Source organism: Paraglaciecola arctica BSs20135 (genome assembly GCF_000314995.1).
Taxonomy (GTDB): Bacteria; Pseudomonadota; Gammaproteobacteria; order Enterobacterales; family Alteromonadaceae; genus Paraglaciecola; species Paraglaciecola arctica.
The window spans coordinates 64,028-81,740 of record NZ_BAEO01000017.1; the positions used below are offsets into that span (position 1 = coordinate 64,028).

The 17,713-nt window shown below is 41.0% G+C and carries 13 protein-coding genes and 2 tRNA genes; 10 read left to right on the forward strand and 5 right to left on the reverse strand.

What is annotated here, in order from left to right; all coding sequences use genetic code 11:
* Window positions 1-321: 321 nt before the first annotated feature.
* The 3 genes from GARC_RS07045 to GARC_RS07055 all read right to left on the reverse strand — a co-directional run bounded on the left by GARC_RS07045 (window position 322) and on the right by GARC_RS07055 (window position 4,989).
* Complete coding sequence (locus tag GARC_RS07045) at window positions 322-1,242, reverse strand: LysR family transcriptional regulator (protein ID WP_007618286.1); 921 nt, start codon at window positions 1,240-1,242, stop codon at window positions 322-324.
* A 355-nt stretch (window positions 1,243-1,597) separates the two neighbouring features.
* Window positions 1,598-3,607 (reverse strand): excinuclease ABC subunit UvrB, encoded by a 2,010-nt coding sequence (gene uvrB, locus GARC_RS07050; protein WP_007618288.1) that lies wholly within the window; start codon window positions 3,605-3,607, stop codon window positions 1,598-1,600.
* 5 nt (window positions 3,608-3,612) lie between these two features.
* Complete coding sequence (locus tag GARC_RS07055; protein WP_007618289.1) at window positions 3,613-4,989, reverse strand: MATE family efflux transporter; 1,377 nt, start codon at window positions 4,987-4,989, stop codon at window positions 3,613-3,615.
* A 994-nt stretch (window positions 4,990-5,983) separates the two neighbouring features.
* On the opposite strand from GARC_RS07055, the gene GARC_RS07065 reads away from it, so the two are divergent.
* From GARC_RS07065 to GARC_RS07110, 10 genes are all read left to right on the forward strand, one after another.
* Window positions 5,984-6,060 (forward strand) — tRNA-Asn (locus GARC_RS07065).
* A 55-nt stretch (window positions 6,061-6,115) separates the two neighbouring features.
* Window positions 6,116-6,192 (forward strand) — tRNA-Asn (locus tag GARC_RS07070).
* Window positions 6,193-6,355: 163 nt separating this feature from the next.
* Complete coding sequence (rsxA, locus tag GARC_RS07075; protein ID WP_039988988.1) at window positions 6,356-6,937, forward strand: electron transport complex subunit RsxA; 582 nt, start codon at window positions 6,356-6,358, stop codon at window positions 6,935-6,937.
* The gene (gene rsxB / locus GARC_RS07080; protein ID WP_007618293.1) at window positions 6,937-7,503 is read left to right on the forward strand and encodes an electron transport complex subunit RsxB; all 567 of its coding nucleotides are present in this window, start codon (window positions 6,937-6,939) and stop codon (window positions 7,501-7,503) included. Before rsxA ends, rsxB begins: the two co-directional genes overlap by 1 nt.
* Window positions 7,504-7,511: 8 nt before the next feature.
* Window positions 7,512-9,686: an electron transport complex subunit RsxC gene (rsxC, locus tag GARC_RS07085; protein ID WP_007618295.1), complete on the forward strand. Its 2,175-nt coding sequence runs from the start codon at window positions 7,512-7,514 to the stop codon at window positions 9,684-9,686.
* A complete protein-coding gene (rsxD, locus tag GARC_RS07090; RefSeq protein ID WP_007618297.1) occupies window positions 9,683-10,777 on the forward strand; it encodes an electron transport complex subunit RsxD in 1,095 nt (364 codons plus the stop codon). The genes rsxC and rsxD overlap by 4 nt, the downstream gene beginning before the upstream one ends.
* Entirely contained in the window at window positions 10,774-11,475 is a 702-nt protein-coding gene (rsxG, locus tag GARC_RS07095; protein WP_039988991.1) for an electron transport complex subunit RsxG, read from the forward strand. The genes rsxD and rsxG overlap by 4 nt, the downstream gene beginning before the upstream one ends.
* Window positions 11,468-12,166 (forward strand): electron transport complex subunit E, encoded by a 699-nt coding sequence (locus GARC_RS07100; protein ID WP_007618302.1) that lies wholly within the window; start codon window positions 11,468-11,470, stop codon window positions 12,164-12,166. Before rsxG ends, GARC_RS07100 begins: the two co-directional genes overlap by 8 nt.
* Before the next feature lie 92 nt (window positions 12,167-12,258).
* Window positions 12,259-12,894: an endonuclease III gene (gene nth, locus GARC_RS07105; RefSeq protein ID WP_007618304.1), complete on the forward strand. Its 636-nt coding sequence runs from the start codon at window positions 12,259-12,261 to the stop codon at window positions 12,892-12,894.
* A 9-nt stretch (window positions 12,895-12,903) separates the two neighbouring features.
* Window positions 12,904-13,095: a YwbE family protein gene (locus tag GARC_RS07110; RefSeq protein ID WP_007618305.1), complete on the forward strand. Its 192-nt coding sequence runs from the start codon at window positions 12,904-12,906 to the stop codon at window positions 13,093-13,095.
* Between the two features lie 52 nt (window positions 13,096-13,147).
* Here the strand turns inward: GARC_RS07110 and GARC_RS07115 are convergent, their stop codons facing one another.
* Window positions 13,148-13,627, reverse strand: a complete 480-nt coding sequence (locus tag GARC_RS07115; RefSeq protein ID WP_007618307.1) for a type IV pilin protein — start codon at window positions 13,625-13,627, stop codon at window positions 13,148-13,150.
* Window positions 13,624-17,706, reverse strand: a complete 4,083-nt coding sequence (locus GARC_RS07120) for a PilC/PilY family type IV pilus protein (RefSeq protein WP_007618309.1) — start codon at window positions 17,704-17,706, stop codon at window positions 13,624-13,626. Before GARC_RS07120 ends, GARC_RS07115 begins: the two co-directional genes overlap by 4 nt.
* Window positions 17,707-17,713: the final 7 nt, after the last annotated feature.

Consider the following 17,713-nt stretch of genomic DNA (forward strand, 5'->3'; position numbering starts at 1 on the left):
TTTGTGAATTCAGTAGGGCAATCGCCATGGAAGGCGATTGAGTTTGCCAATGCTGGGAGCAAGTGCAAACGACCTGCTTAATTCACAAAATAATTGGATGAAGAGCATTGCCCTCGAGCGGCACTTTTTGCTTACTTTTTGCTGCTGTTGGCAAAAAGTAAGTCAGACGAAAGGGATTTCGTTTGAAGAAATCCAAGGATGGAGTGCTCTTCAAAGCATAGAGCATGAAATTCCACATTCTAAATTCACATTAAAAAGCCGCATAAATGCGGCTTGTAAAATCCAACTCGTAGCTCGTAGCTCGTAGCTCGTAGCTAAAGCCTACTTCTCAACCTGCTGAATAAAGTAACTAATTTCCTTAATCAAATGCCTTAACACAGGATTTAAGCGAGTATTTTTACCATTCATCACAAACAGCTCATGACTGAATTCAAATAAACTTTTACCAACTGGCACTAGCCCTAGACCTGCCGCTTGGTTAGTCAGTACGTAATCAGGTAATAGCCCTACATACTCGCCAGTCATAATCGCTGATAGACAAGCATCATATGAGTCAGAAAAGGTTTGGATCCCCATACGAATATCATCAGAAATGTAATTAGCTGAAGATAAACCAGAAATACCTATTGCAGGATAATCTCCAATTTTAATGTTGTCGGGTAAAACATCACGATATTTTGCTAAGACATGGGAAGGTGAGCAATATAATCGGCCTTTACAGGAAACTTCTACAGGGTGAAAGGTAACGGATTCAGGTTTGACCATATCGTAAGTCGACAACACCAAATGGCATTCGCCAGATAAGGCAACATGCTCAACCTCATTATATAAACGAGTTTGAATATTTACGTGAATATCGTTAAATTTTTTCATGGTGCTTTTTACAGCTTTACTTACCGCTAAATGGTAAGAAAGTGGTAAACCCGCCATCATTACTAAGGTAATGTGTCCTGAATAGTCGTCGTGTAAACTTTTCAGATTAAACACAAAGTTATCGAATGAGTTAAAGATACGTTTGGTTTCCTGAAAAACCACTTCGCCTTCTTTGGTCATTTGAAAACCACCACGACCACGATGGCATAAAACTAAATCTAAGCGTTCTTCTAACTTTTTAATAGCAGCGCTAATATTTGGTCGTTGCATACGAAGTACCGGCTCAGCAGCGGTAAAGCCATTACATGAGGCGACAGCGTAAAATACACGCAATAATTTGATATCAGATTCTTGAAGACGGTTCAACATTTAAGCACCACTTATAGGTATAGTTCTTGATACTAATGTACATAGTAGGAAAGGCGTAGCTGGATTACAATGGAAATTTAGCAGAACAGCTAAAAACAGTGGTGTTAGCTTTAAAAATATATCATCAAAAGATTAAAAATATTGAACCACAGAGGAAAAAGAGTGCACAGAGAAAACTATAAAAGTGATAAAGCATAGTATCGATATTTGACATTGCCTTATCCCTTCTTTTCCTTTTTGTCCTCCTTTTCCCTGTGGTGGATCATCTTTTGCTTTTCTTTCTAATCGGTAACCGACGTTGCGCCAACCGATTTAGCCGTACCCAGTATAAAACTTAATAGCCTAAATTCTATAACTATGAATTTTTGACTATTTGCGCCCGAAAGGCCTCTATTTCATCACGCAAATTCGCCGCTTTTTCAAATTCTAAATCTTTAGCGGCTTTAAACATGACTTTTTCCAGTTCAGTAATTCTCTGCAAAATTTGTGGTGTGCTAAGAGCGTTATATTTTTTGCTCGATTCGGCCACTAACCTGAGTTTAACTTTACCATCAGAACTGCCATCTCCCACATCCATAATATCGGTGATAGGTTTATTCATTTGTGTGGGAATAATACCGTGTTTAAGATTATAGGCTCTTTGTATTTCACGCCTTCTGTCAGTTTCTGCGATAGCCCGCTCCATAGATCCGGTGATCCTATCGGCATACAATATTGCTCGACCTTTAAGATGTCGCGCTGCCCGCCCCATGGTTTGGATCAGAGACTTATCAGAACGTAAAAATCCTTCTTTGTCTGCATCAAGAATGGCCACTAACGACACTTCTGGCATATCTAGCCCTTCTCTGAGTAAATTGATCCCCACCAACACATCAAATTTACCTATACGTAAATCACGAATAATTTCAATACGTTCAACTGTGTCTATATCTGAATGTAGGTAACGAGCCTTAACGCCATGTTCGTCAAGATAATCACTTAAGTCTTCGGACATACGTTTGGTTAAGGTGGTCACTAATACTCTTTCGTTGAGTGCTACACACTTATGAATTTCAGACAATAGATCATCAACTTGAGTACCTACAGGTCGTATTTCTATTTCTGGATCAAGCAAACCTGTGGGGCGCACTAGTTGTTCCACTATATCGTCTGGAACATTCTCTAATTCAAATTTCCCAGGTGTTGCAGACACATAAATGGTCTGCGGGGCAATTTGTTCAAACTCTTCAAACTTAAGAGGTCGGTTATCTAATGCCGAAGGTAAACGAAAGCCATATTCCACTAAGGTTTCTTTACGGGATCTATCGCCTTTATACATGGCGCCAATTTGTGAAACTGTCACGTGAGACTCATCAATAAACATTAGGCCATCTGCTGGAAAATAATCAATCAGAGTGGGCGGCGGATCGCCTGGGTTTCGGCCTGATAGGTAGCGGGAGTAGTTTTCGATGCCTGAGCAATAACCTAACTCTTGCATCATTTCCATATCAAATTGACAACGCTGTGAAACTCGTTGCTCTTCGACTAATTTATTAACAGACTTAAGTTGCTCGCGCCTTTCTTTAAGTTCAACTTTGATATGTTCAATCGCATCAATGATTTTTTCTCTGGGGGTGACGTAATGAGTTTTGGGGAAAACGGTGGCGCGGGCTACGGTTTTTTCAACCGCACCGGTAAGAGGATCAAATATACTGATGCGCTCGACTTCTTCGTCGAACAATTCAACTCTAATACCATGACGTTCTGAGTCCGCAGGGAATACGTCAATCACATCACCGCGCACTCTAAAAGTACCGCGCTCAAAAGCGACATCATTGCGGGTGTATTGAATTTCGGCCAAACGCCGCAAAATATCTCGTTGATTCATGATATCGCCTTGACGAAAATGCACCAACATTTTCATATAAGACTGAGGATCACCCAAACCATAGATGGCCGAGACACTAGAAACAATAATGACGTCGCGTCTTTCCATTAAAGACTTAGTTGCAGATAAACGCATTTGTTCGATATGTGCGTTTATCGAGGCATCTTTCTCAATAAAAGTGTCACTAGAAGGGACATAAGCTTCAGGCTGATAATAATCGTAATAGGACACAAAATATTCTACTGCGTTATTGGGGAAAAACTCTTTCATCTCACCGTAAAGTTGTGCAGCTAAGGTTTTATTGTGTGCCAATATCAGTGTTGGCCGCTGAACTTTTTCAATCACATTAGCCATGGTAAAGGTTTTACCCGAACCAGTAACACCTAATAATATTTGCCGGGCTAGGCCATCTTCTAAACCTTCAACTAAGGCTTTGATTGCTTTAGGTTGGTCGCCCGCTGGCGAATAACTGGAGGATAATTCAAATGCTCTACTCATAAATCTTAGTTACTCAATACACTTTGTTCAAATCGTGAAGCCAGAATGGTTTTAAACCAAATAAAGGCAAGACAGCCAACAGTAATATTTGCTAATACTGCCGCCCAAAAAAGTCCAGGTAAATCAAACCAATAACTGCCTATAAAAGAAAACGGCACAAAAAACACAAATAGACGCATTCCATTTAATAAAAAAGCTGACATAGGCATATGCATGGCATTAAAGGATGAATTGGTCAAAATAGTCACGCCCTGTAACCCGTATCCTAGGGGCACAATCAATAGAAATAGCACTATGGTCGAAGTGACTTCTGGCTCATTGGTAAATATATTAGCAATTACCCCTGATAACAGAGCCAAGATAGCAAAAATAATCAGTTGCCATACAATCACAAACTTGACACATAAACTATAGGCCTGCCCTACCCGATCAAGTTTATTGGCTCCGAAATTTTGACTAATAAAAGGTGGCAATGACATAGATAAAGACAGCACTACTATACTGGCAATAGATTCTAATCGCCCACCGACTCCCCAAGCTGCAACCGCTTCGGGTCCATAACCGGCAACAATGGCAGTGACTATACCAGCAGAGATAGGTGTTAACATATTGGCTCCAGCGGCTGGCAATCCAATCTTTAAGATCCCTCCTGTACTGCGCTTTAACTGTTGCCAATTAAGTAACTTAGGTTCAATCAACTTTCTCTTTACAGCTAATAAATACAAAATATAAAACAAACCTACGGCCCAAGATACAAGTGTAGCTATAGCCGCACCTTGTATTCCAAAAGCCGGCACTGGCCCCCAACCAAATATAAGTAAAGGATCAAGTATGACATTGATAAGGCCACCAAAGGCCATCACGTAGCTAGGTGTTTTAGTATCGCCAGAAGCACGCAACACACTGTTACCCACCATAGGCATGGCCAGAAATATACCTGCACCGTACCACACCAACATATACTCATAAATTAAAACCAATTGCTTTTCGTCTGCACCCATCAAGCGAAAAATAGGCTCTATAGACATTACGCCGATAATAGCCAAAATAATCGCTAACACCATGGTTAACATTAAAGCGCCTGTAGCAGTTTCTTTTGCCTGATCCCGTTGTCCGGCCCCAAGCAATTTAGCAATAATGGCTGAGGTACCTATACCCAATCCAATATTTAGGCTGATGACAGTAAAAGTAACCGGAAACGTAAAACTGATTGCAGCAAGTTCCTGAGTACCTAACATGCCAATAAAAAAGGTATCTACTAGCCCAAATGTCATAAGTACAACCATACCTAGTATCATAGGCAAGGTCATTTCACGCAAAGTGGCGACAATATCATTGTTCAGCAAATCTGGGGGAGACGTTGTTTTAGTACTTGAAGTCAATATTACTCTCTCTTAATTGAAGATATTGATAGGTAAGTAGCTCGACTAGTTCAAAATCACATAACACAGAGTTTAATCTTAAAAATTTCAGTAAAATGCAATGGTATTTTTTATAGGGTCATACTGATGCGTATAATACGCGTTTTTCCCTTTATTTCTCTTATATTTAGCTGCATCAATGTTACAAAATTGTTACAAGCCCCACTCAACCATGTGTATCCTTTTAAATACACTGGAGTGCCCATTTCTTGACGTTTTAGCTTTATTCGAGCGACTTTTTGCAAAATAAATTTTATAGTTTTAAAAACAATCGATTCAAAATGAAAAAATAATTTGTCGGTTTTAGCATATTTCCGCTTTTCTCTTTAAAAACAACACACAAGCATAAATCCATACAATTTAAAATTAATTTTTTATTAATCAGCCAACCCAAAAAAATATTTATCCATTTGTTTTTAAAGCTTTTTTTTAATTATTTTTTTATTTTCCACTTCAACTATTGACTTTGAATTGATATGCACAACTTTACTACTGACAATTTAATCCACAAGGTTATCCACAAGATTCGTGGATAACTGCCGCCACCCTTTAATTGGCGTACATTAAAACCTAGGTGGGTTTTATTTTAGTTGGTGGCCACTAACCTTCACATCGGCAACAAAGGTTACACTTTTATTAAATGCTGGTATTACATACAGTGATCAATAAATTATTAATAACAATTAGCTATAACGAAATGGAAAATCGGTCTTTGATTTACGATCAAATAGGAACACTAAAATTGCGCAATTTTGAAGCAATAAAATCTAGTTTATTTTTATATTCTGGTAATACGCACAAAATCTGCGCAGTTAAAAAAAATATAGTGAAAAACCTCACTTTGAGTGTTGACAGCGAGCGGTATGCTCATTAGTATTCCGCACCGTTGAAAAGCAGCCTAGTTTTAAACAAAGAGTTTCTAACTAAGCAAAGTTTTCAACGATAAGTATAAAGTTCCCCCTTAGCTCAGCTGGTTAGAGCGACGGACTGTTAATCCGCAGGTCCCCTGTTCGAGTCGGGGAGGGGGAGCCAACTTATACTGACCATTAAATATTTTTCGATGATTAATATTTAATTTGAATTGAATTCCCCCTTAGCTCAGCTGGTTAGAGCGACGGACTGTTAATCCGCAGGTCCCCTGTTCGAGTCGGGGAGGGGGAGCCAATTCAATATTTACTATCTCATTGCTTATTACCTCCACTTATCGACTTTTATTTCAATAATAAACACCTTTTAGCAATAAACTTTTGAATATCAAGTTGTTAATGATCACTTAAATAAAGATAATAGCAGCGTCTTAATAACTCCTGGCTAATATCCACTTTACATGACCGAATTCTTACTACTATTAATTGGCACTGTGCTGGTGAACAACTTTGTGTTGGTTCAATTTCTAGGCTTGTGCCCTTTTATGGGTGTATCTGGAAAATTGGAAACCGCTATTGGCATGTCCATGGCCACTACCTTTGTACTTACTCTGGCCTCTCTTTCCAGCTATCTAGTTGAACATTATATATTGTTACCCCTTGGTATCGGGTATTTACGCACCCTGAGTTTTATACTGGTGATTGCCGTAGTGGTGCAATTCACAGAAATGGTAGTCCACAAAACTAGTCCTACTTTATATCGCCTACTCGGAATATTTTTGCCCCTCATCACCACTAATTGCGCAGTATTAGGTGTAGCATTACTAAATATTAACCAAGATCATAATTTTGTTGAATCTGTTGTTTATGGCTTTGGTGCCGCTGTTGGCTTTTCTTTAGTACTCATATTGTTCTCCGCCATGCGTGAACGTTTAGCCGTTGCTGACGTGCCTAAACCTTTCAAAGGAGCATCTATTGGTATGATCACCGCTGGATTGATGTCATTAGCCTTTATGGGCTTTACTGGCTTGGTTAAGTTTTAATGTCGCTAACTTTTGCTATTTTAACTGCTTTATTAGCTATAGGCCTATTGGCCCTCATTTTTGGACTGGTATTGGGCTTCGCGGCGGTTAAATTTAAGGTAGAAAGTGATCCTCTAGTTGAACAAATTGATCAGATCCTACCGCAAACCCAATGTGGACAATGTGGATACCCTGGTTGCAAACCTTATGCACAAGCCATAGCTGATGGTGACGAAATAAATAAATGCCCACCTGGTGGCGATGCCACCATAAAAAAACTTGCCGACCTTATGGGTGTAGAAGCCAAATCTTTAGATGCAGCCCATGGTCAAGAAGATATCAAAAAGGTTGCCTATATTCGGGAAGACGAATGTATAGGTTGTACTAAATGTATTCAAGCCTGCCCTGTTGATGCCATATTAGGCGCTGCCAAACAAATGCATACCGTTATTGTAGACGAGTGCACAGGCTGCGATCTATGTGTCGATCCCTGCCCTGTGGATTGCATCGATATGATACCTTTGGCAAATAATGCCTCATCCTGGCGCTGGAATATCGATTCCATTCCTATTAAGCAGATTGGCTGACTGGAATTATGCAAAATAACTTTGACGACATAATAGATAAACTAGACAAAGGTGAATTATGGGACTTCCCAGGTGGTGTGTTTCCCGCTGAACGTAAAACACTGTCGAATCAAACCCCAATAGCTAAGTTACCCATTCCTGAACGTCTCTACGTGACTGTTAAACAACATATAGGTGTTGAGGGTCATTTAATTGTTGAGGTGGGTCAAAAGGTGCTTAAGGGCCAAGCATTGACCAAAAGCATGAACCCATTCGCAGTACCCGTTCACGCCTCCACGTCTGGCGAAATAACAGCGATCCATAAACATGTATCAGCTCATCCGTCAGGCTTGCCAGAATTAACTGTACAGATAACCAGTGACCAAGATGACAAATGGACGCAACTTAGTCCCATGGTCGATTATCAAAATCAACCCAAAACTAAAGTGTTAGCAGCCATTTGTGATGCCGGTATCAGTGGTATGGGCGGCGCTGGTTTTCCGACTCATATTAAGTCGTCACCTAAAAAAGACGTCGATTTTTTAATCATCAACGGTATTGAATGTGAACCGTACATTACTTCCGATGACCGTTTGATGCGTGAACATTCCTGGCAAATCCGCCAAGGTATAGACGTATTGTGCCATCTTCTTAAGCCCAAACACGTATTGATAGGTATAGAGAACAATAAACCTGAAGCCATCGAAGCGATGCAAGTGGCATGTCGAGAAAACCCTAATTATCGTGTTTGTACTATTCCCACTAAGTATCCTGCGGGTGGTGAAAAACAACTTATCCAAGTGTTAACCAACAGAGAAGTACCGGCTCAAGGTTTACCCGTTGATGTAGGCGTAATCATGCACAATGTGGGCACTTGTTTTGCCATAGCAGATGCCATTTTTGCAGGTAAACCGCTTATTAGTCGAGTCGTAACAGTTACAGGTGAAGCCGTTGAAAAACCTAGTAATGTATGGGCGTTAATTGGTAGCCCTATTGCCCATCTATTGACGCATTGTGAATATAAACAAACACTCCAAAAACAATCCAACATCATTATGGGTGGCCCTATGATGGGCTTTAATGTTAGCAGCGATTTGGTGCCAGTGGTGAAAACCACAAACTGTATTTTAGCTCCAACTGACAATGAAATGGCAAGTAACAATGAACAAGCCTGTATCCGCTGTAGTGCTTGTGCAGATGCTTGTCCGGCCAGTTTGTTACCACAACAATTATTTTGGCATGCAAAAGCCAAAGAATTAGATAAAGCACAAGATTACAATTTATTTGATTGTATTGAATGTGGTGCTTGTGCCTACGTTTGTCCCAGTGAAATACCTTTAGTTCACTATTACCGCATAGCTAAGGCCGAAATCAGAGTTGAACAAGAAGATAAACAAAAGTCTGACAAGGCGCGAGATCGCTTTGAAAAACGCGAGGCTAGATTAATTGCCGAACAACAAGCCAGAGACGAAAAACATCGTTTGGCAGCCGAGGCCAGAAAACAAGCCATGGCCAGTAATGGTAACAACTCCAAAGACAAAATTGCTGCAGCTTTAGCTAGAGCAAAAGCAAAAAAACAGGCCTTGAGCGAAGTAGATGATAAAGCAATAGAGGCAACTGAATTAGCGCCTGCAAATACATCAGAACAAACCGCGAAAGCTGAAGTTGCTGAACCAGCCACTAAGGTCGCTAGTTCAAATCAAAGAGTTCAAGCGGCAATCGCTAGAGCAAAAGCCAAAAAAGCGGCGGCTGAAGTTACGGATATCAATACTGAACTTAAAGATAAAGACGATGCAAGTAACCTAAAGGACGAACAGCTTAAACAACCGCAACAGCACATTGATGTCAAAAAGCAACCGAACAAAGTATCCATGAGTACCAAAACGGTAGTGACTGATAGCATCCCAAAAGCCGTTGAAACTCCGCCAACCGAGAAGCCGACTATAACGGACAGTAAACAGGCTAAAATAGCCGCAGCAGTCGCCAAAGCTAAGGCAAAACGTGAAGCTCAAAAAGCTGCAAATAGTCAAGTCGCGGCGGAACCAGTGTCAGCAGCTAAGGTAGATAACATTAAAACAGTCAGTGCAGATGAACTAGTCAAAACAGAAGAACAACAAATAGACATGAAAAAACGCAGAATTGCTGCAGCAGTAGCTAAAGCAAAGGCAAAAAAAGCCGCTGAAAAAGCAGATAAGTCCTCATGAAATTTAGATTAGCCAGTTCTCCCCATCAACATATTCGCCGTGATACCGGTCAAGTCATGCGTTTAGTCATTTTAGCGATGATCCCTGGTGTTTTATTACAAACTTGGTTCTTTGGCTGGGGTACGGTCATTCAGATTGGCCTAGCGATAATCACCGCAGTTGTTACCGAAGCGGCCATTTTAGAATTGCGAAAACGTGATTTTGAGCGGGCTTTAAAAGATTATAGTGCGGTATTAACCGCGATGTTATTGGCTGTGAGTATTCCCCCTTTTGCCCCTTGGTGGGTGATTGTGATTGGTACTTTTTTCGCTATTGGCATAGTGAAACAATTGTATGGCGGCTTAGGTTTTAATGTATTTAACCCAGCGATGGCGGCTTACGTCATGCTATTGGTGTCTTTTCCAGTACAAATGACCCAGTGGATCCCTCCTGTAAATCTTGCTCAATATAGTCATAACTTTATGGATGCCCTAAACGCTGTTTTCACTGGTTTTAGTGTGGAAGGTTTTAGCTTAGCTCAACTGAAAACAGGCATTGATGGTGTGACTATGGCAACGCCACTAGATACAGTAAAAACCGGTCTGGCGCAGGGATTTACCTATTCAGAAACCATTGAACGCCCTATTTTTGATAGTGTCATTTCAGGGCTAGGAGTGGCATCTAGTTGGATAAGCTTAGGTTATCTGCTTGGCGGCCTATATTTACTCAAACAAAAAGTCATTAATTGGCATATACCCCTTAGTATGATTGCTGGGCTTTTCATCTGCTCCTTGATAATGTCTCTGGTAGACAGTGATTTATACCCCTCAAGCCTTTTCCATCTGTTCAATGGAAGCATCATTATAGGTGCATTTTTTATTGCTACCGACCCAGTTTCCGCTTCGACTACCAATAAAGGTAGGATAATTTTTGGTGCGGCTATTGGTGTATGGGTTTATCTGATTAGAGAATGGGGAGGCTATCCTGACGCAGTGGCTTTTGCCGTTTTGATCATGAATATGGCGGTACCTTTAATTGATTATTATACTCGCCCACGCACCTACGGTCATAGCTCAAGCAAGCGAAAATCAAAAGATAAGGCCCAGTCATGACAAAGAATATGCAATATACTATGACTAAAAACGGATTGATATTAGCTGTTTTTGCCATAGTCACAACGGGACTCATTGCCCTCACCTACTTTGGTACTAAAGATCAAATTGCTTTGCAGCAACAACAAAAATTGTTATCTATTCTCAATGCTGTCATTGATAAAAGTAGTTATGACAACGCCATCCATCTAGATTGTGCCTTGGTTACTTCTGCTGAGTTACTAGGGTCAGATGAACCACAACACCTATATCGCGCCACTAAACAAGGGCAAGGGGTGGCGGCGGCCATAGAAACCACAGCTCCTGACGGATACAGTGGGCAGATCCATTTAGTGGTAGGCATTACTAGTCCCGAGGCAGGTTCAGCCAAGGTGACAGGTGTAAGAGTCCTCGAACATAAAGAAACCCCAGGCTTAGGCGACAAAATTGACTTGCGAATTAGTAACTGGGTGTTGGGCTTCGATAATCAAATCTATACTGCTGACTTAGCTCCCAATTGGGCCGTCAAAAAAGATGGTGGTCAGTTTGACCAGTTTACAGGTGCTACTATTACGCCCAGAGCAGTGGTCAATGCGGTTAAGTTAAGTGTGGAATATTACTTAGCGAACCAAGCCACTATTTTTAACGCGACTAATGCCTGTGGCGAGATTAATTCTGTCAGTGTTGTTGCTGAAAAAGCGAACAAAAATAATGAATGAGTTTAAAGAGTTAAGCTGGCAAGGACTGTGGAAAAACAACCCAGCATTGGTGCAGTTGTTAGGTTTGTGCCCATTGCTTGCCGTTACAGCCACTGTTACCAATGGGTTAGGTTTAGGCCTTGCCACTACCCTAGTATTGATTGGTTCGAATACCACAGTGTCGATAATACGCAATTGGGTACCAAGTGAAATTCGTATCCCAATTTTTGTGATGATCATCGCTGCCTTTGTAACCATAGTGCAGCTATTGATGAATGCCTACATTTTTACCTTGTATCAGGCCTTAGGTATTTTTATTCCGCTGATAGTAACTAATTGCGCCATTATTGGACGAGCTGAAGCTTATGCATCCAAGAATACTGTTGGAAAATCAGCTTTTGACGGTTTAATGATGGGACTAGGCTTTACCCTTATATTGGTATTATTAGGAGCGATGCGTGAATTATTGGGCTATGGCACCTTGTTCGACGGCGCCAACTTACTCTTAGGCGATTGGGCCACCAGCTTAAAAATTACTGTATTTGAAACCGACAGCCCATTTTTATTGGCGATTTTACCTCCCGGTGCTTTTTTATGTATGGGCCTATTAATAGCCCTTAAGAATGTATTAGATAGCCATATGGAACGATTGTTTGCCGCAAAAGCTGAAGAAAAAGTGGTGCAGCGAGCGCGAGTTACGACTGAGAGCTGAAAGTACGAGCTACGAGCTACGAGCTACGAGCTACGAGCTACGAGCTACGAGCTACGAGCTACGAGCTTTTTTAGAGTATAAATCGATATAGAATGAATAAACAAAAACGTTTGGAAATTTTGACGCGCTTACGCGATGCTAACCCTCACCCCACTACAGAGCTGAATTTCAGTAGTCCTTTTGAACTATTGATTGCCGTAATTTTATCGGCACAAGCGACAGACGTTAGTGTCAACAAGGCAACGGATAAACTTTACCCTGTTGCTAATACCCCTGAAGCTATTTATGCATTAGGTGTAGATGGATTAAAGCATTACATCAAAACCATTGGTTTATTTAATGCAAAGGCTGAAAACGTAATTAAAACCTGTGGCATGTTAATCAATCAACATGGCTCAGTGGTGCCAGAAAATAGAGAAGCCTTAGAAGCCCTACCAGGCGTTGGTCGAAAAACAGCTAACGTAGTATTAAATACAGCCTTTGGCTGGCCCACCATAGCCGTAGACACCCATATATTCAGAGTTTCAAACCGCACCAAACTGGCCATGGGTAAAAATGTTGATTTGGTGGAACAAAAGTTATTAAAGGTAGTCCCCGCAGAGTTTAAGGTAGATGTACACCACTGGTTGATATTACATGGCAGATACACTTGTATTGCCCGTAAACCAAGATGTGGTTCATGTTTAATTGAAGATTTGTGTGAATTTAAAGATAAAACTGACGACTAGGAAATAACAATGGAAGGCACAAAACGCGCAAATATTAAGATTGGTGCGCAAGTTTCAATCGTACTGAAGCAAGATCAAAGAAGCGGTGATTTAACCGAGGGTGTGGTGGAAAAAATTCTCACCAATTCGCCCAATCACCCCCATGGCATTAAAGTCAGATTAGACAGCGGTGAAGTGGGCAGAGTGAAACAAATTCATTAACCTGAACTCGGTTTAGGTGTGCCGCATCCCGAGTTAAAGCGATGTAAACCTGCTAACAACTCCAACAAAATTCCGTGGCGCTGTAAGTGCCATTATTGTTTATATCCCATGCGCGTCGTCCATCACTATAAAAGGCAACATTTCCGTCGTCAGCTTGGGGAGTGCCGGTGACTGGCTTAGCCTCAATGAGATAAGCACTGCCACTAGACTCACTAATATACAAATCATATTTTCGGTTAGCATAAAGCTCAGCAGATGGCGAATGCTGATGAAAAATCGCAGGTTTTCCGGTATCCGCCGCCGAATCCGCCGCCCCCTTGTAACTAAAACTTGCGGCTTTGTGTCGCTCCATAGCTGCAGCTAAGCTCATTAAATCCGCTTGGGCTGCACCTCTATTGGTGTTAACTACAAACCCTTGGTAACTGGGGTAAGCAATAGTGGCAATAATGCCAATGATAGCCACCGATATCATTAATTCGATTAATGAAAATCCCTTTTGCTGCTTTCTCAATGTATATGTCACTATTCTCATGGTCTCTCTGTCTCTGTTTTCCAACTACTTTTTTGCACTCGCTCAAAATAGCTGTGAATATTTTCAGCTAAACATTCAAAGTCTGAACCACAGTCAACTTTATTACCATCTTCATCAACATCGATTACAGTCGAGGCACATTCGGTACCCAAACAGATAATAGGTTTAATAATATCTTCAATCAAAATTTTGGTATCGGGTGCGATACCCGTTTGTTTTAATTGTGCATAACGGTCTTCATGTAACTGTGTGCCATCCTGATTTAGATCTATCACTGAGTTGCCATTGATCAGTTCAACCAGATAGGCGCGGCTATTCCCTGTAGGCGGTGCACATTCACTCTCACTAGCCGTTGCTGGCAAGTAGGTGGTAAATATCACTTGATAGTCCAAAATTAGTGGCGAAGCAAGTACCTTTTCCCCACCAGAATTGAGACTAATATACCAGCCTTGCGAATCTGCAAACTCTTCAACTGCCAATTCATTCGCTACTGTGTCGGAAGATGTCAATAAATGGTCAGTCGCATCATACAAATCACTTAAACCTAAAGCTGTAGCTGGTAAAGCAAAATTACCATCTTCATCAAATGTAAATACACCTTCATCCTTAATCATATAAAATTGGTCATTAATAGTGGCGTTTAATGGATGCGCTCGGAAACCAGAACCTAATACAACGGCATAATAGTGGTCGGCGCCTAAGCTGATCTCAGATACATCAGGGCCATAATAAAAACGTCGGTTGTTTGTCTCAAGATCACCACCAAAATCCGCAAGTAAACCACCAGTGACTAAGTTAACGGCTGCATCTTCATTGTGAATATCTAACCTAAACAATTGACCTCCCGTATCGGCAACATACATGTGATCAGCAAGTCCATCATTATCGCGATCAATAACAGAAATCCTCGCGGGAATACTATATTCCATTGCCGACAAATTTAAGTCAGCATCAGCTTTACTTGCCGACCATAAAAGATCGCCGCTATCTGCATCAACAATAAACACTGAATTACCTACAGAATCTGCACTTCTTAATAATTTATTGTCTTGGTCTTCGTCATAACCACCACCAAATATCAGAACATTTTTGGTGGTTCCCCCAACTTTAATTTTAGTCACTGTAGGCTTAGACCAGGTTTGTCCCAAGTTAGAAAAATCTCCCGTTCCGCCTTCTATTTTAAACATCAATCTGGGATTAGTTTTACTGGTAATATCAAAAGCGTAATAATTATTACCACCACGCCGCATACCAACATACAAATAGATATTAGTGCCCACGGTTCTAAGCACCATATCTCCATCTAGCCCGTATATATGTGAAAAACTCGAAGAATCCTGATATAAATCATACAAGTTATCCAGTAAGTCTTTAGGTATAACCGCAAAGTTTTCTTCACCTGTTGCTGGGTCGAACGAGTGTAAGAAACCATGATTTGTGGCGACAAACACCGCACTATCAGTGAGAGAATAGTTAACTATTACAGGTTGAGAATGAATGGGGTCGCCCATTGCTTGTCTAGCATCTGTTGTGCTGCCATCGCCATCGTCATCTTTTACATCGACTCCACGGGCCCATTTTAATACAGTTTCACGGGTCGCTGCAGGATCTGTCAAAGCACCAACGGCTAAATCTGCAATGGTTAAAGAGCTGTTATCTTCATGCAACAAGTTTCCAGTATTGATAATAGTACCTGGGCCATTGAAAGTGTAAGCATCCCGTGGCAAGCCCATTTTCCCTGCGGTTCCGCCCTCTCGCACGTCATTTCCATCAGCCAACAAAGACCAAAAGCTATGAGCAGTATCATTAAAAAATCCAGTCACACTATCCACCGCATTCAAGCCATTCTTATCAAGAATATCCGAACCATCTAATCTATATCTCTTGACATTTCCCGGCCAAATAGCGCCTTCTGCAGGCTTGAATAAAGCAAAATATAACTCGTCGTTATGGGTCAAGCGGTTAAGTTGGTTCACAGCCACCCCAGGTGAAACAAAAGTAGCATTAACGTCCTTAACGGTTTTTAATATGGCTTGGAAAACCCCTACTAAATCCTCAGTATTACTTGCAGTATAAAAATCACCATTACCATTAACTGCTAAATCGTTCAGAAAAGCGTTAGCATTTGAATTAGCGGCAAAACCAATTGTGTGTGTAAACACTCGCGTATTGATCTTAGATTCATCACCATCCCCTATATTTTTGACAAGATCTACACCACACTTTTCTCCACCAGAGCCATTACATGACTTTCCAAGCAAGCTTTGGATCTCAGTAACACTATGATTATTATTGGCCTCACCGTCAGATAACAGCACAATATGATTGTTAGTTTGGCAGACGTTATCAGTAACTGGGCTGATGTAAGTAGCGGCATCTGGAATGTATTCGCCCCTACAATTTGAGCTACTCAGGTTGTCTACTGTGCAACCCGATGGTAAAACGGAATCAGCACCGACATAAGACAATCTATGACTCACCCTTGTATTTTGGCGCACCGTATTAGAAACAGTAGATTGACCACGGGTTTTCCCATAATCAACAGGTAAGCCTCCATAATAACTGGCTGCCTCGTACAAGGTATCGACTATGGGTGTATACCCACTTGCATTCAATGAATCGACTTGACTGACTAGATGTTCACGTACAGTTGAAGTGGCGCCAGGTATAGCATTCCCCTGATATTCCACCACTAAACTAACGGTACTTGAAGGTTTTCCGTTATAGGTATAAGCACCTCGAACACCCACAAAGTTTGACAAAACAAACATCATATCGTTGCCAAACTCCCAACTACCACGGCCAACAATCTGCTCGACTATACTGGTCACTGGAGGGCTTTGATAAGTATAATTTCTATACCATCTAGGAATTCCCGTCCAAGCAACTGATGCCGTTTTGGGTTTGTTTCTCAATAAATATCGTGGATAAGAATTAAAACTACTGGGATCATCTTCTGCGACTCCTGCAATATTAAAACTGGCCGAAGAACTTGAACTATTTTGATAGGCCGTAAACTCTAAGTATGCGTTGGTAATAGTTGCGCCTTGAGGCAAGCCTATATTTCTAAATCTAAGACCAATATACTTGTTCGAACTACTATTAAAGGTCAGTTCAGTTCCAGTTGATTGATACCCGTCGTTACGCTCTTCAGCATTATTTTTTTGTGCGTCAACCTGATAACTTAACTTACCTTGTACACAACCAGTTGCAGTTGTGTCGTCGTATACCACAACAAGTTGCGGAGTTAGCCCTTCACCGTCTTCAAATGCTGGCGAGACTCGTGAACTACTAGTACTTAAACCTTCTCCATCAATTATGATGTTTAAAGCGTTACCACCGCACCAGTCAGATTGATCGACAATTTCTTGCACAATACTACTTAAATCTGGAGACACAATAGTGTCATTCGACAAGGGCCAGTCATTATCAGTATCCCAAAGTACTGAATTAGATGTTTTAGTCCGATCTGAAATATTGTTATTGGTATTACTGAAGGTAAGTGAGTTTCCAATTAACTCACCATTAAAGGTTAAGTTTGTTGCGCCACTATTAAAGCCATTTGAACTGAAACGAATATACGCATTAGTGATCACCGCGCCACGCGGAATATTAAGACTCTGGTAACGAAGTCCTAATGTTACTGAATTGGTGCTTTGAGATAGTTTCAGGGTATTACTGGAAGTATTTACCGTAGAGCCAATTTCATAAGCATCGTCGGTTGCCTGTGCAATTGAAGTGATAATTTCAGGACTAACGGGATCATCGATTGGCCTAATCGGATATAACACTGGACCACCAAAATCTGAAAAACGCATTAAGCCCGCATTAATATTAGTGACAGAGTTTAGCGTTTCTTTAAGTGCATTTTGCACCCGTAACATTCTTGATTCAGAACCACCATCCCTACCCGTCATACTGCCTGATGTATCCATAATAAATAGCACGTTCGGATTATAAGTAACGGCATTGCTTGCAGTTCCTAGATATATTTCCAAGTCATCGGCTTTAATGACACTACTGAAAAGCGTCAAACTAGCCGCCAGCCATATTGCTACAATTTTATTAATATATTTCATAAAAACC

Excerpts from the sequence above, each read along its gene's own strand:
- GARC_RS07115 (WP_007618307.1), bottom strand. The coding sequence starts at position 13,627 with ATGAGAATAGTGACATATACATTGAGAAAGCAGCAAAAGGGATTTTCA.
- nth (WP_007618304.1), top strand. The coding sequence starts at position 12,259 with ATGAATAAACAAAAACGTTTGGAAATTTTGACGCGCTTACGCGATGCT.
- GARC_RS07045 (WP_007618286.1), bottom strand. The coding sequence starts at position 1,242 with ATGTTGAACCGTCTTCAAGAATCTGATATCAAATTATTGCGTGTATTT.
- uvrB (WP_007618288.1), bottom strand. The coding sequence starts at position 3,607 with ATGAGTAGAGCATTTGAATTATCCTCCAGTTATTCGCCAGCGGGCGAC.
- rsxD (WP_007618297.1), top strand. The coding sequence starts at position 9,683 with ATGAAATTTAGATTAGCCAGTTCTCCCCATCAACATATTCGCCGTGAT.
- rsxG (WP_039988991.1), top strand. The coding sequence starts at position 10,774 with ATGACAAAGAATATGCAATATACTATGACTAAAAACGGATTGATATTA.
- rsxB (WP_007618293.1), top strand. The coding sequence starts at position 6,937 with ATGTCGCTAACTTTTGCTATTTTAACTGCTTTATTAGCTATAGGCCTA.
- GARC_RS07110 (WP_007618305.1), top strand. The coding sequence starts at position 12,904 with ATGGAAGGCACAAAACGCGCAAATATTAAGATTGGTGCGCAAGTTTCA.
- rsxA (WP_039988988.1), top strand. The coding sequence starts at position 6,356 with ATGACCGAATTCTTACTACTATTAATTGGCACTGTGCTGGTGAACAAC.
- GARC_RS07120 (WP_007618309.1), bottom strand. The coding sequence starts at position 17,706 with ATGAAATATATTAATAAAATTGTAGCAATATGGCTGGCGGCTAGTTTG.
- GARC_RS07100 (WP_007618302.1), top strand. The coding sequence starts at position 11,468 with ATGAATGAGTTTAAAGAGTTAAGCTGGCAAGGACTGTGGAAAAACAAC.
- rsxC (WP_007618295.1), top strand. The coding sequence starts at position 7,512 with ATGCAAAATAACTTTGACGACATAATAGATAAACTAGACAAAGGTGAA.